17 protein-coding genes are annotated in these 22,040 nt (G+C 65.6%); 9 read left to right on the top strand and 8 right to left on the bottom strand.

What is annotated here, in order from left to right; genetic code table 11:
- Positions 1-82: 82 nt before the first annotated feature.
- The 6 genes from ABWO90_RS09770 to ABWO90_RS09745 all read right to left on the bottom strand — a co-directional run bounded on the left by ABWO90_RS09770 (position 83) and on the right by ABWO90_RS09745 (position 7,349).
- Positions 83-430 (bottom strand): hypothetical protein, encoded by a 348-nt coding sequence (locus tag ABWO90_RS09770; protein ID WP_353191023.1) that lies wholly within the window; start codon positions 428-430, stop codon positions 83-85.
- A gap of 58 nt (positions 431-488) precedes the next feature.
- On the bottom strand, positions 489-701 hold the full coding sequence (locus ABWO90_RS09765; RefSeq protein WP_353191022.1) for a hypothetical protein: 213 nt from the start codon (positions 699-701) through the stop codon (positions 489-491).
- Positions 702-1,033: 332 nt separating this feature from the next.
- On the bottom strand, positions 1,034-3,811 hold the full coding sequence (locus ABWO90_RS09760) for a hybrid sensor histidine kinase/response regulator (RefSeq protein ID WP_353191021.1): 2,778 nt from the start codon (positions 3,809-3,811) through the stop codon (positions 1,034-1,036).
- Positions 3,808-4,611 carry a response regulator transcription factor gene (locus ABWO90_RS09755; protein ID WP_502922592.1) on the bottom strand — a complete coding sequence of 268 codons (804 nt, stop codon included), beginning with the start codon at positions 4,609-4,611 and terminating at the stop codon, positions 3,808-3,810. The genes ABWO90_RS09760 and ABWO90_RS09755 overlap by 4 nt, the downstream gene beginning before the upstream one ends.
- A 426-nt stretch (positions 4,612-5,037) precedes the next feature.
- On the bottom strand, positions 5,038-6,339 hold the full coding sequence (locus tag ABWO90_RS09750; protein WP_353191019.1) for a UDP-N-acetylglucosamine 1-carboxyvinyltransferase: 1,302 nt from the start codon (positions 6,337-6,339) through the stop codon (positions 5,038-5,040).
- A 227-nt stretch (positions 6,340-6,566) separates the two neighbouring features.
- Complete coding sequence (locus ABWO90_RS09745; protein WP_353191018.1) at positions 6,567-7,349, bottom strand: GntR family transcriptional regulator; 783 nt, start codon at positions 7,347-7,349, stop codon at positions 6,567-6,569.
- Between the two features lie 472 nt (positions 7,350-7,821).
- Here ABWO90_RS09745 and ABWO90_RS09740 point away from each other — a divergent pair, with 472 nt between their 5' ends.
- The 6 genes from ABWO90_RS09740 to ABWO90_RS09715 all read left to right on the top strand — a co-directional run bounded on the left by ABWO90_RS09740 (position 7,822) and on the right by ABWO90_RS09715 (position 14,728).
- Entirely contained in the window at positions 7,822-8,064 is a 243-nt protein-coding gene (locus tag ABWO90_RS09740; protein WP_353191017.1) for a DUF3311 domain-containing protein, read from the top strand.
- Positions 8,061-9,539, top strand: coding sequence for a sodium:solute symporter family protein (locus ABWO90_RS09735; protein ID WP_353191016.1), 1,479 nt, complete (start codon positions 8,061-8,063; stop codon positions 9,537-9,539). Before ABWO90_RS09740 ends, ABWO90_RS09735 begins: the two co-directional genes overlap by 4 nt.
- Positions 9,536-10,735: an amidohydrolase family protein gene (locus tag ABWO90_RS09730; protein WP_353191015.1), complete on the top strand. Its 1,200-nt coding sequence runs from the start codon at positions 9,536-9,538 to the stop codon at positions 10,733-10,735. Before ABWO90_RS09735 ends, ABWO90_RS09730 begins: the two co-directional genes overlap by 4 nt.
- Positions 10,732-11,988 carry a cyanate transporter gene (locus ABWO90_RS09725; protein ID WP_353191014.1) on the top strand — a complete coding sequence of 419 codons (1,257 nt, stop codon included), beginning with the start codon at positions 10,732-10,734 and terminating at the stop codon, positions 11,986-11,988. Before ABWO90_RS09730 ends, ABWO90_RS09725 begins: the two co-directional genes overlap by 4 nt.
- 235 nt (positions 11,989-12,223) lie before the next feature.
- Complete coding sequence (locus tag ABWO90_RS09720; RefSeq protein ID WP_353191013.1) at positions 12,224-13,243, top strand: alpha/beta hydrolase family protein; 1,020 nt, start codon at positions 12,224-12,226, stop codon at positions 13,241-13,243.
- Between the two features lie 6 nt (positions 13,244-13,249).
- The gene (locus ABWO90_RS09715) at positions 13,250-14,728 is read left to right on the top strand and encodes an MATE family efflux transporter (protein ID WP_353191012.1); all 1,479 of its coding nucleotides are present in this window, start codon (positions 13,250-13,252) and stop codon (positions 14,726-14,728) included.
- Between the two features lie 9 nt (positions 14,729-14,737).
- Here the strand turns inward: ABWO90_RS09715 and ABWO90_RS09710 are convergent, their stop codons facing one another.
- A complete protein-coding gene (locus ABWO90_RS09710; protein ID WP_353191011.1) occupies positions 14,738-15,649 on the bottom strand; it encodes a LysR substrate-binding domain-containing protein in 912 nt (303 codons plus the stop codon).
- A gap of 250 nt (positions 15,650-15,899) precedes the next feature.
- On the opposite strand from ABWO90_RS09710, the gene ABWO90_RS09705 reads away from it, so the two are divergent.
- The 3 genes from ABWO90_RS09705 to mdoH all read left to right on the top strand — a co-directional run bounded on the left by ABWO90_RS09705 (position 15,900) and on the right by mdoH (position 21,083).
- Positions 15,900-16,553: a LysE family translocator gene (locus ABWO90_RS09705; RefSeq protein ID WP_353191010.1), complete on the top strand. Its 654-nt coding sequence runs from the start codon at positions 15,900-15,902 to the stop codon at positions 16,551-16,553.
- A 358-nt stretch (positions 16,554-16,911) separates the two neighbouring features.
- Positions 16,912-18,465: a glucan biosynthesis protein G gene (locus tag ABWO90_RS09700; RefSeq protein WP_353191009.1), complete on the top strand. Its 1,554-nt coding sequence runs from the start codon at positions 16,912-16,914 to the stop codon at positions 18,463-18,465.
- Positions 18,462-21,083, top strand: a complete 2,622-nt coding sequence (mdoH, locus tag ABWO90_RS09695) for a glucans biosynthesis glucosyltransferase MdoH (protein WP_353191008.1) — start codon at positions 18,462-18,464, stop codon at positions 21,081-21,083. Before ABWO90_RS09700 ends, mdoH begins: the two co-directional genes overlap by 4 nt.
- Before the next feature lie 79 nt (positions 21,084-21,162).
- Here mdoH and ABWO90_RS09690 read toward each other — a convergent pair whose 3' ends face one another.
- Positions 21,163-21,972: a peptidoglycan DD-metalloendopeptidase family protein gene (locus ABWO90_RS09690; protein ID WP_353191007.1), complete on the bottom strand. Its 810-nt coding sequence runs from the start codon at positions 21,970-21,972 to the stop codon at positions 21,163-21,165.
- Positions 21,973-22,040: the final 68 nt, after the last annotated feature.

Genomic DNA, 22,040 nt, shown 5'->3' with positions numbered 1-22,040 from the left:
AGTATGCCAGAAATGCCCCCTGTGCCGCGTTTTCGTCATCCGGGCGCAACGTTTATGCCTAAGGACTGGCGGAAATTTGCAACTACAGGTTCATGGCGCCGAGTACGCCGCACAGGTGAAGCGCCACGTGGGTCCAGGCCGACTCGTCATAGGCGTCGCCCTGGCGCGCGAGTTGTTGCGCCTCGTGAAATGCGCGCCACAGGGCCGCCGCACTCGATGGCGTGCCCCCGGCCAACTGGTATTGCCGTTGCAGGGCTTCGGCGAGCCAGGGTTGTTCGTGAGCGCACGCTTGCGCGTAGGCTTCAACGGCTACCCGGGCATAAGGATCGGCCGCCGGCTCGAGCACGACCGGCGCGTGTGCTGCCGGGCGAGGGATGGCGGACAGGGCATGGCGCTCGGCGGCGCGGTGGCGTGTGTGGTGATGTTTCATGAGGGTCTCGTCTCGTTGACCGCGCCAGGGCCGCCGGCGCGGGTTCACTTACGTGGACTCAATGGCTTTCCAGATCCCGGATGAACAGCATGGCGGCTTGTTTGGCCTGATCGATACTCGTGAATGTCCGGCCATCCATGGGCCAAATGTCGACCAGCACGGCATAGTTGCCGGGGTTTTCGGCCTGCATGATGCGGATGTAATGCTGCCGGAACACGCAGCGCGCGAGTTCCACGGTCGGATGCGGTCGGCGAAAGTGGGCGGTTGCCATGACAGTCTCCAGAAGTTCGGCCCTCCGGCCTCGACGGGCCGTTGCCAGACATTCAGCAAATCCCATGCCAGACTTCTCGAGACGTTTAACTGCTTGATTTGTAAGGTGCCGCGTTATGTGACTCGCGCGGGAACGTCGCGAAACGTTACGAAAACGAAACATCGCCGGAACGCCGACCCGTAACAACGACGTCGCAACGACATGGCAATCCGACCGAGTCGCCCCGCGCCCGCGCCGATGCCTTCGACGACATCGACGACATCAACGCTATTCGGACCGTTGGTCGGACTTTTTGACGTTTGCGCCAGGAGGAGAGGTGCCTGAGAGACGATTCAGGCGGAGGGGGTGTCGCACAACGCCGCCAATCCGGCCAGATCGCCGCGTTGCGCGAGCTGGTGGACATGCCGTGCAAATACGTCGAACTGCGGCGCGTGCTGACTCAGATCGCGCGCCCAGTCCATCAGGTCGGTGATGGCCCCCATCGCGATCAACTGCCGTGCCTGGACCAGGCGTTCGCGCGACGGCAGCACGAGCGGCTGATCGGCGTCGGCGCTCGGAGGGGCGGCGCTCGTGGGCGCGTCGTCGCGATGCAGATCGAGCAGGCGCACGAGCGTATTGCGCAGATCCGCCAGTTCGATGGGCTTGAGCAGGCATGCGTCGTAGCCCGTGCCTTCCACGACCTGCGGCGACGCGGAGACGGCCAGTACCGGTACGTCGGGCCAGCGTCGGCGCGTGGCGCGGGCAACGGCCAGACCGTCGGCGTTCGGCATCATGTGATCGGTCACCACGAGATCGGGTGGTGCCTCCTTCAGGCTGCCCAGCGTGGAGATCAGCGCCACGCCGTCGGGGAACGTGCGCACCGTGAAACCGAGGCTCGCCAGTTCGTCATGCAGGAATTGGCGGATTTCCGGCGAGTCTTCCGCCAGCCAGATGTGGTACCCGCTGCCGTCGAGCGACGGCAACGCATGGGCCATGCCCGTGAACGAGTGCGGTACGAGATCCGCTTCGCGCGCCACGCGCAGCGGCAACGTGAACGCCACGCGCGTGCCGACATCAGGCGCGCTGTCGATGGTGATCGTGCCGTTCATGCGTTCGACCCACTGCTTGACGATGGCCAGCCCGAGGCCCACGCCCGGCACGCGTCGCGCCCGGTCGAGCCGCGCGAAGGGCTCGAATACGCGCGACAGGTCGTCGTTTGCGATGCCGCAACCGGAGTCTTCCACACCGAATCGAACGTGCACGACGTCGGTTCGGGTCTTGTCGGGCGTGCTCAGCAGCGACAACGTGATCGTGCCGTGGGTCGTGTACTTCGCCGCGTTGTCCAGCAGGTTCCCCAGCACCTGACGCACGCGCTTGGCATCGAATTCGAGCAGCGGCGGCAACGGCGTACGCACCTCGAGCAGGAACGCGTTGTCGTGCTTGCGCGCGAGGCTCATGCCCTCGTGGGTCATGGCGTCGATGAACGCATGCGTGTAGACGGGCGCGACGTGCAGTGCGTCGGCCGCGCCGCCGCCCGCGTACTCGATCAGGTCGTTGACCATCGCGAGCATGTGATGGGCGCTGCGGCGAATGATGCGGCCCCGGTCGGCGTCTTCGCGACCGCCGGCCTGCACCAGATCGGCAAAGCCGATGATCGACGTGAGCGGGGTGCGCAGATCGTGGCTGATGCGCGCCAGGAAGTCGCTCTTCGCGCTGTTGGCTTCGTCGGCTGCGATGAGCGCCGCTTGCAGTTCTCGCGTACGGGTGTCGACCGCATTGGCGAGTCGCGCCTGCTCTTCGCGGCGTGTCTGCAACACCTCATGCTGCGCGGCACGTTGCTCACGCACGAGTTCGCGCGAACGCCCGGCAACGATGATCGTGAGCATGAGCAGCACCGAAAAGTTGGTGCTCCACGCCATTGCCGTATTCGCGAGCCAGTCTTCGGGCAGCAGGCCATAGATGATCGCCAGGCGCCAGAACAGCACGCCGCAGCCCGGCGAGAACGAGAGCAGCGACAACCCGGCATTGGGGCAGCCGCGACGCCAGCCGTCGATCAGCGATACCACCCAGATCACGTTGAACGCGGTGAGCAGGCGCAGGTGCGTCAGGGCCGCCGCGCGGTGATCGCCGAAGGCAACCCAGAGCGTCATGCAAGCCATGACGGCGATCATGACGCGATAGGTCCAGCGCCATAGCGGTACGCGTCGCAGCCCCGCGAAGATCATCAGCATGGCGCTGAAGAAGCCGGCCGTGAGCGTCGAGAAGAAGCTGGGCGCGCGCACGATGAACTCGCCGCCTTGCGGCATCAGATAGCGGTACAGGAAACCCTGGAACGCCATGTCCTGCGCCACCTGCGTGAGCGTGATGAGGGCCAGCAGGATGAACACCGTGTCGCGGCGTGCGACGCCGAGCACGAGGGCATACAGCGCGATGGACAACATGGAGCCGGCGAGCAGCATGGCCACCATGGCGTTGCGCGACTCGGCGGTGCGGAAGTCGTCCGGGCTCCAAAGCTCCGGCACGATGCTGACCGACGAGCGCGACTCGACGCGCACGAGGTACGTCATGCGCTCGCCCGGCGCGAGCGTGATGGGAAAGACCGTGGTTTCGGAGGTGACCGGGTGACGGGCGAGCGGCACGGTGTGACCGGCGAGCCAGGAGACGGTGGGCTGGGTGGTGCCGTGAGGCATGGCGTAGAAGCGCACGTCTTCGAGCCGCACGATGCCGATACTCAACCAGCGGGTGATGGGTTCCTTGCCGAGATTGCCGATGTCGCCCATCAGCCAGAAGGCCGAGCGGCTGTAGCCCGGATTGAGCATGCGGGGCGCGACGTTACGCCAGTCTGGCGCAGCCAGCACCTGCGAGGGGCTCAGGCTGGCCGACGGATCTTCCAGAATGCGCAATTGCCGGTCGAGCTTGAGCGGCGAGGCCGCGTGCGAGATGTCGACGAAGGCGGGGGGCGCGGCCACGGCGGTGGCCGGTGCACCCGGGGGCACCGGCGCGGGTGTCGAGGCGAATGCCGCACTGACGACGATCAGCATCGACACCGCGAGCAAGACGATCAGCGCGAGCAGGACAACGGTTGTCCTGCGTACCGCGTCGGCCCGTAGATGGTTTGGCGCAGCGCTCATGACTGCGCGGATGGCCCCGGCGAGTCGGGGACCGCCATCGTGTCGGGGGGCGTCTGCAGCGTTTGTGCGCCGAGTTCGCGAAAGCCGCTCGGCGGCATGCCGAACCGCTCGCGGAACGCCGTGGCGAAGTTCGCCGCGCTGGCGAACCCCACGGCGCTGGCGATGTCCTGAACGTCGAGCGATGTTTCGGAGAGCAGGCGCCGTGCTTCCTTCATGCGCTCTTCGCGCAGGAAGTCGAACACCGTCACGCCGACACACCGGCGAAACGCCAGGTTCAGACGCCGCGTGTTGGTGCCGACCGCGCTGGCCAGCCCGGCAAGTTCGGGGGTGACGTCGAGCCGATCGAGCAGCAATGCGCGGGTGGCGCGAAAGAGCACGGCGTCGAGCGTATGCGCCTGTACGGGCAGCGGCGCGAGCTTGTTGCCGTCGTTCGTCGATGCGGCTCCCGGTACGGCACCCGGGGAACCGGCCGGTGCCGTGGACTTCAGATGGATCGACAGGCGCAGGCGCACTTCCTCGAAGTCGTACGGCTTGGTGACGTAATCGACCGCACCGGCCGACAGCCCGGCCACGCGCTCGCCCGGCAGGGCGGCGGCGGTCAGGAAAATCAGCGGAATGTGGCGCGTGCCGGGGTCGGCCTTGAGCAGGCGGCAGGCGCCGAGGCCGTCGCAGACCGGCATGCGGATATCCATGAGGATCAGGTCGGGCTGCACGGTGCGGGCTTTCGTGTAGCCGTCGCGACCGTCCTGCGCGATATACACGCGGCAACCCTGCTGACTGAGGAAGTCCATCAGCAGCATGCGGTCTTCCTGATTGTCGTCGACGACGAGCACGCGCACGCCCGACAGCTGGCGGGCATGCGGCGAGGCGGGCCAGGTGCCGCCCGGATGACCGGCGGCGGACGTGGCAAGCGGCTGCGAGGGCAGGGGACGATCGCTCATGATGGTCGCCATTCTTTCACAATCGCCGGATCGTGCCGTGCGCATTTGGTGCGAATGCCGGCACGCGGGAAATATTTTTCCGGCGGGCAAACGACTCTTGCCGTCGCGCAAAAGCGGGGGAATTTTCGGGCGAGAACGGCTCGGGTAAGGTCAGCCGTCGGGTTCGCGAAGGTGAAGACCGGCGTGCGGGCGATCGGGGGGTTGTCTGCCGCAGGCTAGCCGCCCAGTGGCGGGCCCGACCCCCTTGGGGAGCCGGGACACACAAAGACTGCGAGGAACGCCCGGTTACTCGGTCGGCGTCCAGACGACGTTGGCACCCACGGAGCACAGGTTTTCCACGAAACGCGGATGAGCGCGTCGGATCGGATCGGCGTTCTTGATCGTCGACTGGCCGTCGATGCTGGCCGCGACCATGAGCAGGGCAATCGCCACGCGGATGATGTACGGACTCTCCACCACGGCCGGCGACAGCGGCACACCCCCGAACGTGATCAGACGGTGCGGATCCGACTGGAACACGTGGGCGCCAAACTTCGACAGTTCCGTCGACCAGCCCATCGCGCCGTCGTAGACCTTGTTCCAGAACATCGCGCTGCCTTCGGCCTTCACGCCGAGCGCAATGAAGATCGGCAGCAGATCGACCGGGAAATACGGCCACGGAGCGGCTTCCACCTTGGTCAGAATATTCTGCGTAAAGGGTGTCTGGACCTTGAGCTTGCCCTGCGCGGTCGCCGTCGACCAGCCGTCGCGATGTTCGACCTTCACGCCGAACTTGGCGAAGGTGCGATCGATGAGCGGAAACTGCTCGGCGCCGGTGTTCTTGACCGTGATCTCGCCACCGGTGATGGCGCCCAGCGCCAGGAACGTGGTGATTTCATGGAAGTCTTCGGCAAAGCGGAATTCACCACCGCCGAAGCGCTCCACCCCTTCGATCGCAAGCTGCGATGTGCCCACGCCCTCGATGGGCACGCCCAGCATCTGCATGAAGCGGCAGAACTCCTGCACGTGCGGCTCCGACGCCGCATTGTTCAACTGCGAGCGGCCGTTGGCCGTGGAGGCGCACAGCACGAAGTTCTCGGTCGTCGTGACCGACGCGTAATCGAGCCAGTGGTGGATGGCGGGGCGCGATTCGTCGGCATGAATCAGCAGCGAGCCCTGGCTGCGCTCGACGCGTCCGCCGAAATGGCGCAGCACTTCGATATGCGGGTCGATTTCGCGCACGCCGAGCGTGCAGCCCTTCACGTTGTCTTCGATGCGCGCAACGCCGAAACGCGCGAGCAACGGCGGCACGAGCATGATCGACGAGCGCATCTCTTCGGGCAGATGGTCGGTGCGCGGGTCGAATCGGGTGTTCTTGTGGTGGACGTCGAGCGTGCCGGTATCGAAGTCGACGTTCACGTCGCTGCCGAGCTGACGGAAGATGTCGAGGATCTTGCGGACGTCGGTAATCTCGGGCACGCCGATCAGTCGCACGGGCTGGTCGGTGAGCAGCGTGGCGCAAAGGATCGGGAGGACGGCGTTCTTGTTGGCGGAGGGGGTGATGCGGCCGCGGAGCGGCTGGCCGCCGTGGACTACCAGATGGGACATGGGCTTCCTTCGGGCTTCTTGGCTTCGAGCGTCGAGCGGGGGGGAGAAATTTGCGGGCCTCGGGCCTGTCGCAAGTAGCCGCAATATACCCCCATTGAGACGCGTGTGCCACGCGAATCCCCACCTGCGTGGTGGGATTGCCGCGCCGCTTGACGGGCGACAACCGGCGCGCTCACGCGGCCCCGCTCATCGCTCGCAGAAGGCGGCCAGGACCGGGCTGGCGAACGTTACGATCCCGCGCCGGCAAAGGCCTCGGCGAAGATCGCGCGGAAGTCCGGCGTCTCGGCCGCCGCGGCGCGCGTGAGCACCCGGGCTTCGAGTTCGTCGAGATGCGCGGTTGCCAGTGCAATGGCGGCCTGCGTCTTTCCGTCGCGCAATTGACCGACGAGCTGCGCATGCTCGGTCGGCGCGCAATGGATGAACTCCGCCGGATCGTACAGCGCCTTGTAGAGTTCCGTCTTCGCGACGAGCTGCCGGGCGAACGCGTCGAGTTCGGCGCTGTCCGCCATGCCGATCAACGTCAGATGGAATTCCCCGGCGAGACGGATCGAACGTTCGTGTGTGCCGTCGGCATGCGACTGCGCTTCCGTGGCGACGTGTGTGTCGAGCGCCGCGAGTTGCCCGGCGCTCAGGCGTCCGCACACGCTGGCAATCACCCCGGTCTCCAGCACGCGACGGGCGCGATACGTCTGACGGATGTCGTCGAGCGACGGCTGCGGTACGAACGCGCCGCGATTGGGCTCCAACACCAGCTTGCCTTCGAATCCGAGCCGGGCGAGGACCTTGCGCACCGCACCGCGCGTGCAGTCGAATGCCTGCGCCAGATTGCGCTCGCGCAGCGGCATCCCGGGGCGGAGCTTGCCGGAGAGCAGGGCCTGCGAGATCGCTTGATAGACACGTGTCTCGATCTGCTGCCCCGCGCTGCCGGACGTCGCATCGTCGGCCGTGGCAGGCGTTGCCTCTGTGCGGGACGCGTCGCGCGGCGACGCCGGTGCTGCGGTGCGGCTCAAGCCTCTTCTCCTCTATTGACACGATGGCAACGTTAGCCGGCAGTGGTCCGCCGGGGGTTGCCGTGGTTCGCGGCGGTGTGGGCGCATTGTACCCGCGTCGCCTTGGGGTGCTACGTCGTCCGGGGGCGCCGCAACGCCGCCTGCCGGCCCGACGGTGGCCTCGCGCAACGCCGTCACCTGCGCTCATCATGCCGCGCTCCATGCCTGTAAACCCTCGATTCCGCCAGGACTTGCGGTCGCGACCTTGCTTTTCGGCAATTCGTTGCCGATAATGGTCAACAAAAATGGTTAACCATTTTGTGGATTTTGGTTGATGATATGGCAAATCAAGGCGTCATGTCATCCAGCCTGTCAGGGCCATTCGAGGCATCCGGGCATTTTGGGCCGGTCGGCCAGGATCCACAGACGGGTGCAAGCCACCGGGCCGCGCGACAGCGGCCGTCCATTGCTTCCCAAAGGGTCTGGAGACGTCATGAAACCTGTGCATTGTCTGGCCGCGCTTCCCATCGCGGCGTTTTACAGCGGCGGCTGGCTCGCCGAACACGTGGGCACCCGGCTGGCCGGTCTGCCGTTCCTGATGACGTGGAACATCGTCTGGCTGTTGCTGACGTCGGTCGTCATGGTCGTGATGTTCCGCTTCGACGGCTCGCGCGATGCCGCGCCGACCGTGCAAGGTGGCGCAAAGTCCGGCGCCCGCGACGGAGCGCCGTCATGAATGCCGCGCTGGCCGTCATCGCGGCGTTTCTCGCCTTCGCCCTTTTCGTGGGCCTTCGCGCGCGGCGCGGACGCACGATGAGCCTGGAGCAATGGGCCGTCGGTGGCCGGGGCTTCGGCACGTTGCTCGTCTTCCTGCTGATGGCGGGCGAGGCGTTTTCGACGTTCACGTTCCTCGGCGCGAGCGGATGGGCGTACAGCAAGGGGCCGCCCGCGTTCTACATCCTGGCGTACGGTGCGCTCGCGTATCTGCTCGGTTACTGGATGCTGCCTGCGGCGTGGCGTCACGCCACGCGGCACAAATGCGTGTCGTTCTCGGACTTCTTTGCCTCGGCCTACGGTTCGCGCGCGCTGGGCGTGGTCGTCTCGCTCGTCGCCGTGCTCGGCATGAGCGCACTGCTGATCATTCAGCTGCGCGGTCTGGGGATCATCGTGTCGGAGGCGTCGTATGGCAGCATTCCGCCCGCGGTGGCGATCTGGGGCGGCGCGATTGCAATGGTGCTCTATATCACCGTCTCGGGCATTCACGGCTCCGCGAGCATCGCTATCTACAAGGACATTCTGATCCTCGTCATCGCGGTGTTCCTCGGCATTTACCTGCCGTTGCACTACTTCGGCGGCTTTGGCGAAATGTTCGACCGCATCGAGGCGGCGCGTCCGGGCTTCCTGCAAATGCCCACGAGCGGCCTGACGCTGTCCTGGTACAACTCGACGATTCTGCTCACGTCGCTCGGCTACTACCTGTATCCGTACGTGTTCACCTCCGTGTACGCGGCGAAGACGGAGAATGCCGTGCGCAAGAATACGATCCTGATGCCGCTGTACCAGATGGTCATCGCGTTCATGTTCTTCGTGGGCTTCGCGGCGATTCTGCAGGTGCCGGGCCTGAGCGGTGCGGACTCGGATCTGGCACTGCTGCGCATCGTCAAGCAGACCTTCTCGCCGTGGTTCGTTGGCGTGATCGGCGGCGTCGGGGTGTTGACCGCGCTGGTGCCGGGTTCGATGATTCTGCTCAACGCGTCGACGCTGATCGCGAAGAACATCTATCGCGACGGCTTTGCGCCGCACGCGAGCGAAGCCACGGTGGGCAAGGTTGCCAAGCGGGTGTTGCCGCTGTTCGGGCTGGTCGCCGTATTCTTCGTGCTGCGCGGCGGCGCGACATTCGTGGCGCTGGCGCTGTTTGCGTCGAGCCTGCTCACCCAACTGTTCCCGTCGTTCGTGGCGAGCCTGCTGCCGCGTCCGTTCGGCAACAAATACGGCGCGTTCGCGGGCATCGGTGCCGGGGCGGTCGTGCTGGCTGCGTCGGTCGGTTTCGACGTCAACCTGCATACCCTGTTGCCGGGCGCGCCCGATTCGGTGGCGTCGATCAACATGGGGCTGGTTGCACTGGCGGTCAACGCCGTCACGTTCGTGACGGTCAGCATGCTGACACGCTCGCGCAACGTCGCCGGAGATATCCAACTGAGGAAGGCATGACAACACTGGAAATATGCAACGCTCGCGCACTCGACGGCGCGCCGGTCGACGTGCGCGTCGAGCATGGCCGGATCGCCGCAATCGGCGCTTCGCTCTCGACGCCACCGGGTACGCCCGACGGCGCAAGCCAGCGCATCGATGCGCAGGGCGCCTTGCTGCTGCCGGGGCTGGTCGAGTCGCACACGCATCTCGACAAGACCGTGTGGGGCATGCCGTGGTACGTCAACGAATGCGGGTCGCGGCTCATCGACCGGATCGACAACGAGCGTCAGTGGCGTGCGAGCAGCGGGCACGACGCCGGCGCCGCGTCGCTGGCGCTCGGCCGCGCGTTTCTTGCTGCGGGGACCACCCGCCTGCGGACGCACGTCGATATCGATACCGATGCGGGTCTGCGCCATCTCGACGGCGTGCTCGCCACGCGCGAGACGCTGGCCGACACGCTCGACATGCAGATCGTGGCGTTCCCGCAATCGGGCGTGCTCGATCGCGCGGGCACCGTCGAGCTGCTCGACGCGTCGCTCTCGCGCGGTGCGGATGTGCTCGGCTGGCTCGACCCGTGCGCCATCGACCGTGACCCGAAGGCGTCGCTCGATGCCATGTTCGCGCTGGCGGACAAACATGGATGCCCCGTCGATATCCATCTGCACGAGCCCGGCGAGATGGGCGTGTTCTCGTTCGAGCTGATGCTCGAGCGCATTGCGGCGCTCGGCATGCAGGGCAAGGTCGCCGTGTCGCACGCGTTCTGTCTCGGCGAACTCGATGCCGCGCGCGCCGATGCCATGCTCGCGCGGCTGGCCGACGCCGGTGTGGCGCTGATTACCTCGGCGCCGCCGTCGCGCATCGTACCGCCGCTCATGGCGTGCCGTCGCGCCGGCGTGCCGCTCGCGGGCGGCAACGACGGCATTCGCGACACGTGGACACCTTACGGTACGCCCGACATGCTCGAGCGCGCCATGCTGATCGGCATGCGCTACAACCTGCGTCGCGACGACGAACTGGAGATTGCGCTCGATTGCGTGACTTACCAGGGCGCACGCACCTGCTGGTTCGAGGACTACGGTTTGCACGTCGGGGCGCGCGCCGACCTGGTGCTGGTCGATGCGCTCAACGCCGCGCAGGCCATCGCCACGCGTGCGCCGCGCCGTTGGGTGATCGCGGGCGGGCAGGTGGTGGTGCGTGAGGGTGTGGCGGTATGACACTCTGGTTGGCCATCGTCGCGGTCGGGCTGACATTGCGCCCGACACTCACTTCCATCAGTCCGCTGCTGCCGCAGATCCGTGAAGCCACGGGCATGACCTACCCCGTGGCGGCGCTGCTCACGTCGCTGCCCGTGCTCGCGATGGGCGCGGGGGCGTTCGCGGCGAGCGGCCTTACGCGCCGCTTTGGCGAGCGACGCGGCGTGCTGCTTGGGCTGGCGGCGCTGGCGCTGGCGTGCGGCGTGCGCTTCGTGGCCGACGACACCGTGACGATGATTGCCACCGCGCTTGCGTCCGGCATCGGCATTGCCGTCATTCAGGCATTGCTGCCGGGCGTGGTGAAGGCCAACTACAGCGCTGCGCGCATGACGTCGATGATGGGGTTGTACTCGGCCGCCCTCATGGGCGGTGGTGGACTCGGTGCTGCCGCGAGTCCGTGGGCGGCATCGGAAGCGGGCGACTGGCGCGTCGGCCTGGGCATGTGGTTGCTCGTGGTGCTGGTGGCGGCGCTGGCGTGGGCGAGAGCACCGCTCGCGGCGTCGCGCTCCCCCGCGAGCGCGGCCGACCTGCGTGCGGCATGTGAAGTCGCGAGCGAGCGCGTCGCGATTTCGGCGGGCGGCGCCCCGTCGATGCTGAAGCTGCTGCGCAAGCATCGGGCGTGGACGCTCGCCGTGTACTTCGGCCTCATCAACTGCACCTACACGACGATGGTGGCCTGGCTGCCGCCGTTCTACCAGCAGCGCGGCATGAGTGCGACGCAGAGCGGCGCATTGCTGGCCGGACTCACCGTGTGTCAGGTCGTGGCGGCGTTGCTGCTCCCCTGGCTCGCGCGACGCAACGTCGACCGCCGTCGCTGGCTCACGCTCGCGCTCGTCGCGACGCTGGGCGGACTCGCCGGACTCGCGGTGGCACCGGACGCACTGGCGTGGGTCTGGATCGGCGGCATCGGTTTCGGATTGGGCGGTACCTTCTCGCTGGGCCTCGTGCTTGCGCTCGATCATCACGCGCATCCGCGCCACGCGGCGGCACTCGCGGCCTTCATGCAGGGCGTGGGCTTCTGCATCGCCGCGCTCGCGCCGTTCGCGGCCGGTGCCGTGCTCGCGGCGACCGGCAGTTTCCTGCCGTCGTGGGTCGGACTCATCGTCGTCAACGTGGCGTTGATCGCGTTGACATGGCGCTTCGATCCGGCGGGCTACGCGCGCGCACTCGGCTTGTCGCGCGACGCACACGGCGGCCATCATCAGCGCGCCTGACGTGTACGCAGGGCGTCACGCGCGTTGCATACGCGAGACACGGACTGCGTATGCAAAATTCATGCGAATCCCTACGCAATCCGCGCTAAGATGGCTCATCGTGTGATGTCGCAGCGGGACTTCGGCGCGAGGGCGCCGCTCCCGGTCCTGTCCGGGCTTTCGGCTTGCCGGGCCCATTGGCTGCGTACCATCTACGCATAAGGAAACGAAGCCAAAGGGAGAACGGATGCTCGGAATGTCGCGCTGCGCCGTGGGACGACCGTTCGCGACGAAGCTCGTCGCGCGCGGTGCCTGCAGCGCCGGCGCCGCCGTTCTGCTGTCCGCACTGACCCTCTCCCTGATCACTTTCGCGCCGCGCGTTCTGGCTGCCGACACGACCTTGCCGGGCAAAGCGCCGGCCAAGCCCGCACCGGCGTCTGCGCCGGCCGCTGCCTCGGCACCGGTCGCGTCCGGCGTCAAAGCCACGCCGCCCTGGGGGGCCGACCAGCGCGTGTTGCGCAGTGATGGCGCCTACGTCAACCTCCACGTTTTCCGTCCACCGTCCGCATGCAACGGCGTTGTCGTATTGAGTCCCGGGGCGGGCGACGATCGCGACGCGTTGTCGTGGCTCGGCCGGGCGCTGTCGCAATACGGATGGCTGGCGGTCACGATGGCGCATAAAGAGGGAGGACGTGACGACTTGCGGGATCGCGTGCGCAACGGTGGAATGCGAGATGGCCTGCTGGCACTCACTACGGACCCCGAAGCGTATGACGACCGTCTCGAGGACACCGGCGCGGCGCTGCACTGGGCGCGCACGCAATGCCGTTCGGGACCGTCCGTATTCGCCGGGCATTCCATGGGCGCGGTGACCGTCATGATCGAGGCGGGCGCGAAGAACAAGCTTGGCGTCGACGGCGACGACCGCTTCGATGCCTACATCGCGCTGTCGCCGCAGGGCACGGGGGCGCTCTTCCCGTCGGGGGCGTGGCATGACATCCACAAGCCCGTGCTGCTTGTGACCGGCACGCGTGACGCGCCGCTCGACGGCAAATGGCAGACACGCACCGAGCCATTTGCCGATCTGCCGCCGGGATGTCATTGGTTGGCTGTCGTCGACAATGCCACCCACTTCAACTTCGCGGGCTTCGGCTACGGACATGGCGACATCGAGGCGAAAGTGTTGCCGCTCATCCAGCGCTTTCTCGACAACGTGCGCGGCCACCGGTGTGCCGTGCCCACGCCGGCCACCGGCGTGAAATTCGACGCCAAGTAACGCATCATGGCCGAACAGGACCTCACACGCGGCCCCATTGGCAAGACGCTGTTCTGGTTCTCGCTGCCCGTGCTCGGCAGCAACGTGCTTCAGTCGCTAAACGCCTCGATCAACGCCATGTGGATCGGGCACTACCTCGGCGAGTCTGCGCTCACTGCGGCGTCGAACGCCAACATCCTGCTGTTCTTTCTGCTGGGGGTCGTGTTCGGCATCAGCATGGCCAACACCATTCTCATCGGCCAGTCCATCGGTGCGAAGAACCATGTGCTGACCCAGCGCATCGTCGGTACCAGTGCGACCTTCTTCGTCCTGATGTCCACCGCCGTGGCCGTCTTTGGCTACATCTTCACACCCGAGCTTCTTAACGCCCTCGGTACCCCGAGCGATGCGCGCGACTTTGCGGTCTCCTACCTGCGCATCATCTTCGTGGCGTTGCCGGTGATGTACTTCTACAACTTCGTCATGATGGCGTTGCGCGGGGCGGGCGATGCGCGCACGCCGTTCCGTTTCATGCTGCTCTCGGCGGGGCTCGACGTGGCGCTCAATCCCTTGCTCATCTTTGGCTGGGGACCCATTCCGCCGTTCGGCATTGCGGGGTCGGCGGGGGCAACCCTCATCGCGCAGACCGTCAGCCTGGCGGCCTTGATGTACACCCTCTACCGTCGCCACGATCCGTTGTGGCTGGCGCGCAAAGACTGGAAATACCTGCGAATCGATCCGGGACTGCTGCGACTCATCGTCGTCAAGGGATTGCCGATGGGCTTGCAGATGGTCGTCATCTCCTCGTCGGCCATGGTCATGATGGGGTTCGTGAACGGCTATGGCTCCCAGACGACAGCGGCGTATGGTGTCGCCTCGCAACTGTGGACCTACGTCCAGATGCCTGCGCTGGCCATTGGTGCGGGCGTGTCGTCCATGACAGCGCAGAACGTCGGTGCGGGGTTATGGGATCGCGTGTCGAGGATCGGGCGTGTGGGGGTCGGACTCAACTTCGTCATGACGGGCGCCCTGGTGATGGCGATCCTGCTCTTCAATCGTCAGTTCATGAACGCGTTCCTGCCCGGCGACGGCTATGCCATCGCTGCGGCACAACACATCAATGCTGTCGTCGCGTGGTCCTTCGTGTTGTTCGGGGTGACCATCGTGCTCTTCGGCGTTGTGCGTGCGACCGGCGCGGTGACGGCACCGCTCGTCATCCTGTTCGTGTCCCAGTGGGTCATTCGGTTGCCGTTCGCGTGGCAGATGCAGAAACATTGGGGCGCCGAGGCGATCTGGTGGAGCTTCCCGCTGGGTTTCGCCGTGTCGCTCGTCATGGCGCTCGCGTATTACAAATGGGGCAATTGGCGGGGTGTGCGGATGCTGCCGGGCGGTGGTGCGCCACCGGTGACGCCTGTCAAAGATGCCGTGAGCGCGTCGGCCGGGCCGTCGCCGGTCATGACCCCGCCGCTCGAGAGCGACGCGCAGTCCGACGATCCCCGCGCGTAGCAGCGCGTATCACCGGGTGTCGAGCGCAACCTTGTCGACCGTCCATCGTGCCGCCGATGCTGCCAGTTCGGCGCGCAGCCAATCCACCAGCGCCCTGCTGGGGGAATCCGCCACGAGCGGTTCACGCGTGAGTGCCACATAAGCCGAGCCGTCGCGGACGAATCCGAAGGGGGCGATCAGGCGTCCGGCATTGAGTTCGTCACTCACCATGTAGACCGACCCGATGGCGGCGCCGAGACCTGCGCCTGCGGCTTGCAGACTCAAATAGAAGTGTTCGAAGGGGGGCGTGCCGGGCCGGGTGGCAAAGATGGGTTGCCGGGCAGACCGCATGGCCCGTTGCCAGTCCTGCCAGGCGTTGGGACGCGTGCGCGTATGGAGTTGCGGCGCGGGAGATGTCTCGAACATGGCGGGCAGGCCGACGGGGCCGATCCATTCGTCGGCGAGCGTTTCGGCGCTCAGCGAGTGTCCCCAGAAAAAATCATTGCGACGGATCGCGACGTCTACGCCGGCGCTGGCGAGATCGAGGGGGCCGCCGGCCGAGTGGAGGTGGAGGGCGATGTCGGGGTGGGTGTTCGCGAAGGTGCCGAGGCGGGGGATGAGCCAGCGCATGGCGAGGGTGGGTTCGCAGGAGACGACGAGGGTGCGGGCTGAGGGGGGCGGTTGGAGGCTGGCGACGGTGGCGGCGAGGTGTTCGAACATTTGCCGGGTGGTGGCGTGGAGGCGTTCGCCGGCGGGGGTGAGAAAGACGGCGCGATTGCGGCGTTCGAAGAGGGGGAGGCCGAGGGCGTCTTCGAGGGAGCGGATTTGGCGGCTGACGGCGCCATGCGTGACGAAGAGTCGATCGGCGGCGCGGGCGAAGCTCAGTTCGCTGGCGGCGACGTCGAAGACGTGGAGGGCATTGAGGGGAAGGGATCGCGTCATGCGTGAGAAATTATCACGAATGGGTCAGCGTAATGATCGTTTTTCAAACAGCGACCAAGCATCGAAAATACGAAAAAAAGGCATCCCAAGCGTAAGCACATTAAGTCGGAGGGTGCGAAGAGCAGCGGATCGGGGCCCTGTTCCGAACCGAGTTGGGTCTATGTCTGAGGGGCGGAACAGGGTCCCGGTCCGCTGCGGGGAAGTTGCGAAGTTCGGAGAATCACCGAACGGGAATGAGTGAGAAAAAGGCATGCAAGAGCTATTGGCGGTGATGACGATCACGGTATTGGCGGTGATCAGTCCGGGCGCGGATTTCGCGATGGTGACGCGGGCGAGTTGGCGGCATGGACGGCGGGCGGGGTTGTGGTCGGCGGTGGGGATTGCGGCGGGCGTGCAGGTACATGTCTTCTACACGTTGGTAGGCGTGGGTTTGTTGATCGCGAAGTTGCCGTGGTTGTTCGGCGTAATCAAATGGGTGGGTGCGGCCTATTTGATCTACATCGGCTGGCGCACCTTGCGGGACCGTTCGGTCGTGGGGGACGTGACGCAGGAGGATTCGTCGAGCGAGGCGAGGGGTGCTACCGACGACGGACGCGCGCGGTGGGGCGAAGCGTGTCAGGCGTTGCGTACGGGCTTCTTCACCAATGCGTTGAATCCGAAGACGACGTTGTTCGTCGTGAGCACGTTCACGCAGGTCGTACATCCGGGCACGGGCTGGACGCTCGGGCTGGCGTATGGGGCGTTCATGTCGTTCGCGCACTGGGCGTGGTTCAGCCTTGTGGCGTTGGGGTTTTCGGCGGGGTGGATGCGCGCGGCGATGGTGCGTCGGCAGCAGGCGGTGCGCCGGACCATTGGCGGGGCCCTCATGGCGCTCGGCGGGTTGTTGGCGATGGCCAGCCGGTAGTCGTTGTGTCGTGGCTTGGCGTTACCGGCATCGAATGATAATCAAGTTATAACAAAATGCTAACCATGCGCGTGTGTCCTCAAATGCGCCGAAATGGCGCGAAAATGACGCTTGAATGGCGAGAAACCGGCAGAAAAGGCGATAAAACCCTTTCAAATTCCCCGTTAGTCACAAATAGTCACAAATTTGTGACTCCCGCGAAGCACCGTCATAGCTGACGATAGGGGTGATGTGAGCGCCCGCTTCGAAGGTTTTGCCGATGCATCTTTAGTCAATCGGTAAATGAACGGGTAAAATTGCGCGTTCAGCGCACGCTGGCTGCGGCCAGTACGCGCGTTACACGCTACCCCCATTGCCGATGGAATTCCTGCACAACGCGAGTTTCCGCTCGATATCCCACCGTGCCCTGCACCTGGCGCTCGCCGGTGTGCTCAGTGTCTGCGCGTTGGCGTCCGGCGCGGCACATGCTTTTTCGTTCGACGATGTCGCCAAGCTGGCGCGCACGCAAGCCAACAATCGATACAAGCCCACGGATCCGAACCTTCCCAAAGCGCTTCAGAACCTGACGTACGATCGCTACCGCAATATTCGCTTCCGGCCCGAAAAGGCCCTGTGGCGTTCGCAGCGCCTGCCGTTCGAACTCATGTTCTTCCATGAGGGCTCGTACTACGACCGTCCGGTCAAGATCAACGAAGTCGCCGGCAACACCGTGCGCGAAGTGCGCTACAGCCCCGACATGTTCGACTTCGGCGCGCTCAAGGTCGACCCCAAACAATTGAAGGGCCTCGGCTTCGCCGGCTTCCGTGTGCACTATCCCGTGAACACGCCGAAGTACAAAGACGAAGTCATGGTCTTTCTCGGTGCGAGCTACTTCCGTGCGCTCGGCAAGAACCAGACCTACGGCCTGTCCGCCCGTGGCCTGGCGCTCGACACCGCGCTCAATTCCGGCGAAGAGTTTCCGCGCTTCACCGAATTCTGGATTCAGCGTCCCGCGCCCGGCGCCAAGGACCTGATCATCTACGCGCTGCTCGACTCGCCGCGCGCCACCGGCGCGTATCGCTTCACCCTGCGCCCCGGCGTCGACACCGTCGTCGACGTCAAGGCGGAGCTGTTCCTGCGCGAGAACGTCACCAAGCTCGGCATTGCACCGCTCACCAGCATGTACTTCTTCGGTGAGAACCAGCCGCCGGCCGTGCCCGACTATCGCCCCGAAGTGCATGACTCGGATGGCCTGTCCATCCAGTCCGGCACCGGCGAATGGATCTGGCGTCCGCTCGTCAATCCCAAGCGCCTGCTCGTCTCGTCCTTCGCGTTGTCCAACCCGGCCGGCTTCGGTCTGGTGCAGCGCGACCGCGACTTCAGCAACTACCAGGATCTCGAAGACCACTACGAGTCGCGTCCGAGCGCGTGGGTCGAGCCCAAGGGAAAATGGGGGCAGGGCCGCGTGGAGCTTGTGCAGATCCCCACGCCGGACGAAACCAACGATAATATCGTCGCGTATTGGGTGCCCGACGCGCCGCCCAAACCCAAACAACCGTATTCGCTCGAATACCGTCTTTCGTGGCTCAAGGAAAACGATAAGCGCCCGCCGATGGCGTGGGTATCGCAAAGCCGTCGTGGACATGGCTACCGGGGAAAACCAGACGACAGTCTGCTGTTCGCACTCGATTTCGAGGGCCCCGCGCTCAAGAAACTGCCGGATGACGCCAAGGTCGAAGGAAACGTATCCATCGACGGCAATGGCAAGATCCTCGAAGTGCAGACGCAGCGCAATGACGTCACGGGAGGCTATCGCGTCATGCTCCGCATGCGCCGCCTCGATTCCGAGAAACCCGTCGAAATGCGCGCTTACCTGCGCAACGGCAGTAACACCCTATCCGAAACGTGGAGCTACCTGTTACCCCCCGAGTGAGCGACCGCTCCGACATCCCGGTCGACGAGTTGTACGTCGACCGGTTGCCCCTGCCCGCCGAAAAACGCCGTGCCCTGCTCGCGCAAGCGAAGCGTGACGGCGGCGATTCGCTCGACGTTCTCACTCGCCTCCAACGCCTGCTCGCCACGCGCGTGACGGGCGCGACAGGCGAGGGTGCGTCACCCGACGCCGATGCATTGCCTGCGCTCGCTGCGGCAACCGCCGGGGGCGGTGGTGAAACCACGGTGCTTGCCGACGCCCCCGTGGCTGCGGCATGGCATAGCCACGACATCACCGAAATCGAGTCCGACAGCGATGCCGTGCTCGCCTCGCAACCGGTGCGTCTCGCGCTGACCGAAGGCGGTTCGCTGGCCGCTGCGGCCGGGCTCAACGACGTGCGTGGCGTGCAGACGCTGCGCGTTGCGCCGCCCGTGCGTCGTGCGTCGCTCATTCCGCGCGAATGGTCGCTCAATCCGCTCGCGCGTCTGTGGCGCAAGCTGACCGGCCGCAAAGACCCCGATCCGCTCGTGCGCGACGCGCCCGATCCCAAGGGGAAATGGTCGCAGGCAGGACGCCGCCGTCGCTGGATGTTGCTCGCGCTGATGATCGCGCAGACCGCACTCGCCACGCACTTCATGGCGTCCGTGCTGCCGTATCACGGCGCCGATCCGCTCGAATTCTCCGTGCTCGTGCTGTTCGTGCTGCTGTTCGGCTGGGTCTCCGCAGGGTTCTGGACGGCCATCTTCGGCTTCTTCGTCCTGCTGTTCGGCGGCGAGCGTCACATGATCTCGAAGATGGCCGCCGGCGATGCGCCCATCGAGTCCGACGCGCGTACCGCCATCGTCATGCCGATCTGTAACGAAGACGTTGGCCGCGTGTTCGCCGGATTGCGTGCCACCTACGAGTCGCTCGCGAAGACCGATTCGCTCGAACGCTTCGACTTCTTCATTCTGTCCGACTCGAACGAGGCCGATAACTGCACCGCCGAAGTCGATGCCTGGCAGGCGCTGTGCCGCGAAGTCGGCGGGTTCGGCCGCATCTTCTATCGTCGTCGCAAGCGTCGCGTGAAGCGCAAGAGCGGCAACCTCGACGACTTCTGCCGTCGTTGGGGCAGCAACTATCGCTACATGATCGTGCTCGACGCCGACAGCGTGATGAGCGGCGAATGCCTGACCAAGCTCGTGCGCATGATGGAGTCGCACCCGAGCGCCGGCCTGATCCAGACGGCCCCGCTCGCCGCCGGTCGCGAAACGTTCTACGCGCGACTGCAACAGTGGGCCGGTCGCGTCTACGGGCCGTTGTTCACCGCCGGTCTGCACTACTGGCAGCTTGGTGAATCGCACTACTGGGGCCATAACGCGATCATTCGCATGAAGCCGTTCATGGACCACTGCGCACTCGCCCCGCTGCCGGGCAAGGGCGCAATGTCCGGCGCCATCCTGTCGCATGACTTCGTCGAGGCGGCACTCATGCGGCGCGCCGGATGGGGCGTGTGGATCGCCTACGATCTGCCGGGCAGCTACGAGGAAATGCCGCCCAACCTGCTCGACGAACTCAAGCGCGACCGTCGCTGGTGTCAGGGCAACCTGATGAACTTCCGGCTGTTCCTGGCCGAAGGCATGCATCCCGTGCATCGCGCCGTGTTCGTGACGGGGGCAATGGCCTACGTGTCTGCACCGCTGTGGTTCATCTTCCTGATCCTCTCGACGTGCCTGCTCGCCAAGCACACGCTGGTCGTGCCCGAGTACTTCACCACGCCGCGTCAGTTGTTCCCGGTCTGGCCGGAGTGGCATCCCGAGCGCGCGCTGGCGTTGTTCTCGGCGACCGCCACGTTGCTCTTCCTGCCGAAGATCCTGGCGGTGCTGCTGATCTGCGTGAAGGGCGCCAAGCGTTTCGGTGGCGCGTTTGCCATCACCGTGAGCATGATCATCGAGTTCGTGTTTTCGGCCGTGCTCGCGCCGGTGCGCATGCTGTTTCATACCCAGTTCGTGCTTGCTGCACTGACCGGCATCGCCATTCAATGGAAGTCGCCACCGCGTGAAGACGCCGAGACGCATTGGGGTGAAGCCATTCGCCGCCACGGCCTGCAAACCATCATCGGCATGGGGTGGGGCGGCGTCGTCTATTGGCTCAACCCGGACTTCATCTGGTGGCTCATGCCGATCGTCGGCTCAATGATGATCTCGATCCCGGTATCGGTGTTCTCCAGTCGCGTGTCGATCGGACGCGGACTCAAGCGCGCGCGCCTGTTCCTCATTCCCGAGGAGTCGTGGCCGCCGAAGGAGCTGCGCATGACGGAGAAGTACACCGAGGAGGCGCGCAAGTATGTCGACTTCGTCGACGCCGTGGTCGACCCGATGGCCAATGCGCTCGTGGCCTCGAGCGTGGCACCGACGCTGGACGACGCCAAACGCGACGCGGTGCGTGCCGGCCGTGTCGAGACGGCGCTCCTCAAAGGGCCCGACAAGCTGACCAACACGCAGAAGTGGGAGTTGCTCAACGATCCGCGCGCACTCGCGGCGTTGCACCTGCTGGTGTGGACCGATCCGCGTGCACACAAGACGTGGTGCGACGCCCGGGCCAACGGGATGTCGCAAGGCTTCCTCGCCTCGGCCTGACTCGGCGAGGTCGCATAAAAAAAACGGCAAGGCATCGCGCCTTGCCGTTTTTGTTTGCACGTCGACGCGACGTCGCCGATCAGCGCGACGGCAGGAAGTCGCGCGGATTGAACGGCGTGCCTTTCTGGCGCACCTCGAAGTGCAGTTTGATCGTGCCGTGAGAGTCGGTGTCTCCCATGGCGGCAATCTTCTGCCCCTTGCTGACCGACTGCCCTTCCTTGACCGAAATGGCGCTGTTGTGCGCGTAGGCGGTGAGATAGCCGTTCTCGTGCTGCACCATGACCAGGTTGCCGTAGCCGCGCAGTCCGTTGCCCGCGTAGACCACCTTCCCGGCAGCGGCGGCATAGACCGGATCGCCGGATTTTCCGCCGATGTCGACACCCTTGTTGCTGCTGCCGTTGTAGTTCGCCAGCACGGGGCCGTCCGCCGGCCAGACCATCGGGATCTTGTTGGTTGCCGTGCGCGGTGCGGCGGGCGCCGGGGCAGGCTTGGGTGCCGGTTTGGCCTGGGCGCGCGGTTTTGCGGCGCCGGACGACGCGCTGCCGCCAGCGGACGCGGCAGCCGCGGGTGCACCCGACGACCCGGCTGGCGGGACGACGCGCAGCACCTGACCGACTTCGATCTTGTCGGGATCGGTGAGCCCGTTCCAGCGCACCAGATCGGCGGTGCTGGCGTTATTGGCGCGGGCGATGCCATACAGGGTGTCGCCCGACTGCACGCGATAGCTCCCGGCGGGCACCGGGCCGTAGGTCGGCGATCCGGCGCAGGCGGCCAGTGTGAGGCAGACGGCCAGACTGAGCGCGTGGGTGCGGCAACGCGTCAGCCACGGGTTCGACTGGCGCGATGGTCGGGATTGGCGGACTTCAGAGTGCGACCGTGTGGATCGCATGAGACGGTTAGGCTCCATCCGTAGGCAGGTTAGAGGCCCAGAGGCAAAACGCGGAACGTGGCGGCAAA

It is taken from the genome of Pandoraea pnomenusa, assembly GCF_040391475.1.
Classification (GTDB): Bacteria; Pseudomonadota; Gammaproteobacteria; order Burkholderiales; family Burkholderiaceae; genus Pandoraea; species Pandoraea pnomenusa_C.
The sequence above is the reverse complement of the archived record's forward strand: the minus strand, read 5'-3'. Positions and strand labels throughout refer to the sequence as shown.

Coding starts and splice junctions, on each gene's coding strand:
- ABWO90_RS09770 (WP_353191023.1), bottom strand. CDS start 430: ATGAAACATCACCACACACGCCACCGCGCCGCCGAGCGCCATGCCCTG.
- ABWO90_RS09765 (WP_353191022.1), bottom strand. CDS start 701: ATGGCAACCGCCCACTTTCGCCGACCGCATCCGACCGTGGAACTCGCG.
- ABWO90_RS09760 (WP_353191021.1), bottom strand. CDS start 3,811: ATGAGCGCTGCGCCAAACCATCTACGGGCCGACGCGGTACGCAGGACA.
- ABWO90_RS09755 (WP_502922592.1), bottom strand. CDS start 4,611: ATGCTGCTGATGGACTTCCTCAGTCAGCAGGGTTGCCGCGTGTATATC.
- ABWO90_RS09750 (WP_353191019.1), bottom strand. CDS start 6,339: ATGTCCCATCTGGTAGTCCACGGCGGCCAGCCGCTCCGCGGCCGCATC.
- ABWO90_RS09740 (WP_353191017.1), top strand. CDS start 7,822: ATGAAACCTGTGCATTGTCTGGCCGCGCTTCCCATCGCGGCGTTTTAC.
- ABWO90_RS09735 (WP_353191016.1), top strand. CDS start 8,061: ATGAATGCCGCGCTGGCCGTCATCGCGGCGTTTCTCGCCTTCGCCCTT.
- ABWO90_RS09730 (WP_353191015.1), top strand. CDS start 9,536: ATGACAACACTGGAAATATGCAACGCTCGCGCACTCGACGGCGCGCCG.
- ABWO90_RS09725 (WP_353191014.1), top strand. CDS start 10,732: ATGACACTCTGGTTGGCCATCGTCGCGGTCGGGCTGACATTGCGCCCG.
- ABWO90_RS09720 (WP_353191013.1), top strand. CDS start 12,224: ATGTCGCGCTGCGCCGTGGGACGACCGTTCGCGACGAAGCTCGTCGCG.
- ABWO90_RS09715 (WP_353191012.1), top strand. CDS start 13,250: ATGGCCGAACAGGACCTCACACGCGGCCCCATTGGCAAGACGCTGTTC.
- ABWO90_RS09710 (WP_353191011.1), bottom strand. CDS start 15,649: ATGACGCGATCCCTTCCCCTCAATGCCCTCCACGTCTTCGACGTCGCC.
- ABWO90_RS09705 (WP_353191010.1), top strand. CDS start 15,900: ATGCAAGAGCTATTGGCGGTGATGACGATCACGGTATTGGCGGTGATC.
- ABWO90_RS09700 (WP_353191009.1), top strand. CDS start 16,912: ATGGAATTCCTGCACAACGCGAGTTTCCGCTCGATATCCCACCGTGCC.
- ABWO90_RS09690 (WP_353191007.1), bottom strand. CDS start 21,972: ATGCGATCCACACGGTCGCACTCTGAAGTCCGCCAATCCCGACCATCG.